The sequence below is a fragment of the Nguyenibacter vanlangensis genome, assembly GCF_013376155.1.
GTDB lineage: Bacteria > Pseudomonadota > Alphaproteobacteria > Acetobacterales > Acetobacteraceae > Gluconacetobacter > Gluconacetobacter vanlangensis.
Map to the genome: position 1 here is coordinate 1 of NZ_JABXXP010000289.1, position 3,585 is coordinate 3,585.

The following is a 3,585-nucleotide window of genomic DNA, read 5'->3' on the forward strand; positions in this document are numbered from 1 at the left end:
GGCGCATGGCCGCGAGACGGGCCCCGGTCAGCCGGGGTGTCGCGATCCAATAGGCGAGACGCAGGCCGTGCCGCGCCAGGGCGCGCCCGGGAGCCGGCAGTGACGCCGGTATTCTTTCCGCCAGATGCCGTGCCCGTTGCAGCAGGCGATGACGAAGGGAAACGGCGATCCGTTCGGTCCGTGCGGTCGGTTTCGCCCCCAGCATGTCGCCCCCCGCGCGCAGGATTCGGACCATGCTTTAGGCAGGATGGCGGGCGGGCGTCAAATTCCGCCCCCGGTCGCCCCCAAGCGAGTAGGAGGGCGGCGCGGAAGGCCGCGTTTCAGAACCGGAACACGAAATTGGACTGGTAATAGGTTCCGTCGGACGCGCCGGCCGCCTCCAGCCCGTTCGACGTGACGAAGCGAGCGACATATTGCGTCCAGTTCAGATGGCGGTTCAACTGCAGCGAGAGCGCCGCCTGCGGCACCACCCCGATGAAACCGCCATTATAGGGCCGGGGGAAAGTATAGCGCGCCGACGAGGTGAAGATCGGCGCGTTGGTGTCCTCGCGCCACATGAAGGGGGCCTTGAGCTGGAAGCTGACATAATCGCGCGGCGTGATCCGCAGCACCGGCGAGAGGCTGACCAGGTTGGAGGGCGCGATATAGGTCGTGGTGTCCAGATAGTTGGTCTGCGGGCTGTAGGGGGCGATGTAGGTCCCGACCGTGCCCCTGGTCGGGGCGGCGTCGCCGCCTGAATAGATGTCGGCCTGCACGCCGATGAACGGATGCAGCGGCGACGGCGTGTGGCGATAGCCAACGATGGAATTCACCGCGAACGCGCTGACGTCGCGGGCGCGGTTGGTGGTGGCGTAGTTGAACGTGCCCCCCTGCCACACGCCGCCGACCGAGAATTCGAAGGAGGGCGCCGAGCCGTGCCAGCGGAAGCCGAAATTATTGCGCGTGGTGGAACCGGATGCGGATTTGGTCGCCGTCGGGATCGCGGCGGCGCTGCCGGCCAGCTTGTAGCCGATATAGAACAGGTCCAGGAAGCTCTGCATCCGTTCGTGGCCGACGGCGATCGGGCCCGGCGCCCAGGTCGTGTTGAAACCGTAAAGCCGGTTCTGGTAATTTTCGGTATCGCGGAACATGGACGTGTAGGAATCGTTCGTCTGCACGAAATCATAGGCGTCGATGCGGATGCGCGGCCAGAGGGCGTAGGTCCGGAACCCGTTCCATGAGAGGGGCACCGAAGGCGTCTCGCGCGCATAAAGGATATAGGATGGCGCATCGAGGAATTGCTGGCGCCCGAAGATGAACCCGGCATGCGCCCCGGCGACGCGCCCCGTCAGTTCCAGGAATGCCTGCTGCACGTCCAGGCGCTTGCGATAGGTCGTATTGTAGCCATAGGCGGACCAGCCGGCGGAATCGGCGTTGATCAACTGCGTGAACAGCCGCACATGCGCGCCGAGATGCAGATCGGCGCCATAGAGGTTGCGGATGGACATCCGGCCGGAATCATTGGGGCTGCGGGTGCCGAGATTCGGGCGCTGTTCGAACCAGTTGCGCACCCGGGTTTCGCCCGAGAAGGTGAGCCAGATGGTGCCCGAGCGGTTGAGGGGAATGAATTTCAACGCGTCGAACGGGTCGTCATGCAGGCGGGGGTTGCGCAGATATTGCCAGTTTTCGGCGGCCGGATTGACGCCGTAGCGCCCGATCGGGCCGAAGCCCGCGGATTCGCCGTTGCCGGCATTGAACACGCCCCACGGCCCATGGGTCGAGGTCGGGGCGGCGAGCTGCGCCGGGGAGAGGCGACGGGGCTGGCCGACCGGGCCGGCATGGGGGAAGGTCTGGATGGGCGGGCGCGACACGGGGCCGGTGGCCCGCTTGCCGTCATGCTGAATCGCGACCGGCGCGGTTGTCGGCACGGTTGTCGGCACGGTTGTCGGCACGGTTGTCTGGGCGGCCTCGGCAGACGGTGCCGGGGCCGCCCCAGCCGGAATAGCCAGGGCGGGAGCGCCCATGCAGAGCAGGATCGTGGCCGAAGGAAGAAGAGCCGGATGAATGCGTCGGATATGCGCCACGGTCGGTACGATGCTCGGATAGATTGTCGATAATGATCGTAGAGCACCGTTGTTGATTCAAATCAACGCGAATTATCGTTGTTTATTAATTCACGATATTAAATTGTTAAATGTGCGGCACGACAGGTCCGCGGATGCGCCCGCGACATGAGCAAAACGTAATGTTTTGGGACTACAATGTCATCGCATATTCATTTTGACATCATATTATTGCGTCCTGTAGGCTGAGAAACGCAACAAGCGATCCCGTCAGCGGCGGCGGGACGAAAGCGGCCGGGAAGGCCGGGACGACACGGGGTGGATCAACGGCGATCCGCAGGCCCACGGGGCGATGATGTCGCGGATGGCGCGCGTCATCTGGGATCGTATTGTGGACAGGGGATTCCTCAAGGCCGGCCATGCGCCGACCCTGCTTGCCGCGTTCCTGTATTTCGACGTCTCGTTCATGGTATGGGTGCTGCTGGGCCCGCTGGGCATCGCCATTTCCCATGACCTGCACCTGAATGCCGGGCAGAAAGGGCTGCTGGTGGCCACGCCGGTGCTGGCCGGCGCGGCTTTCCGGGTCGTGGCCGGCGGGCTGGTCGACCTGTTCGGCCCGCGCCGGGTCGCCATCGGCGCCCAGCTTCTGGTGATTGCCGGCCTGGCCCTGTCCTGGCTGCTGGCGCCGCACAGCTATGCCGCGATGTTCGGCATTGCCCTGGTGCTGGGGGTGGCCGGGGCGTCGTTCGCCATCGCGCTGCCCCTGGCCTCGGCCTGGTATCCGCCGCGCTACCAGGGTACGGCGCTGGGCATTGCCGGGGCCGGGAATTCGGGCACGGCGCTGGCGTCGCTGTTCGCGCCGGGGCTGGCGATCCTGGTCGGCTGGGTGAACGTGATCGGGCTGGCCACGCTGCCGCTGACCGGGGTGCTGGCGGCCTTTCTGCTGCTGGCACGCGAACCTGTGCGGCGGCCGGTTTCGCCCGGGATATCCGGTTGGTGGCCGGTGCTGCGGTCGGCGGATTGCTGGTGCCTGATGTTCTTCTACAGCGTCACCTTCGGCGGGTTCGTCGGGCTGGCCTCGTTCCTGACCATCTATTTCAACGACCAGTACGCGCTGCCGCCTGCCGTCGCGGGCACCTGCACGGCCCTGGTCGTCTTTGTCGGGTCGTTCGTGCGGCCGCTGGGCGGGGCGCTGGCCGACCGGATCGGCGGCACGCGGGCGCTGACGCTGATCTATGCCGCGGCGGGGCTGGTGTTCGGGGCCATCGGGATGGGATTGCCGTCGATCTATCTGGCGTTTCCCGCCTTTTTCCTGGGCATGCTCGCGCTGGGACTGGGCAACGGCGCGGTGTTCCAACTGGTGCCGGCGCGCTTTCCGCACAAAGTCGGCGTGCTGACCGGGCTGGTGGGGATGAGCGGCGGGATCGGCGGGTTCTATCTGGCATCGTCGCTGGGCGCGGCGCGGCAGGCGACCGGTTCCTATGGTCCGGGCTTTCTGGCCTTCGCCGCCATTGCCGGCGCGGCCCTGGCCTGCGTGCTGGCC

Annotated in this window: 3 protein-coding genes; 1 reads left to right on the top strand and 2 read right to left on the bottom strand. The window is 66.1% G+C overall.

What is annotated here, in order from left to right; all coding sequences use genetic code 11:
* Both HUK84_RS22875 and HUK84_RS12555 read right to left on the bottom strand, forming a co-directional pair.
* Positions 1 to 205: hypothetical protein (locus HUK84_RS22875; protein WP_218064353.1), on the bottom strand; the 205-nt coding region annotated here is incomplete at its 3' end.
* A 115-nt stretch (positions 206 to 320) separates the two neighbouring features.
* A complete protein-coding gene (locus HUK84_RS12555; protein WP_176640597.1) occupies positions 321 to 2,003 on the bottom strand; it encodes an alginate export family protein in 1,683 nt (560 codons plus the stop codon).
* 430 nt (positions 2,004 to 2,433) lie between these two features.
* Here HUK84_RS12555 and HUK84_RS12560 point away from each other — a divergent pair.
* The coding region (locus HUK84_RS12560) for an MFS transporter (protein WP_176640598.1) at positions 2,434 to 3,585 on the top strand (1,152 nt) is incomplete at its 3' end.

Excerpts from the sequence above, each read along its gene's own strand:
- HUK84_RS12555 (WP_176640597.1), bottom strand. The coding sequence starts at position 2,003 with ATGGGCGCTCCCGCCCTGGCTATTCCGGCTGGGGCGGCCCCGGCACCG.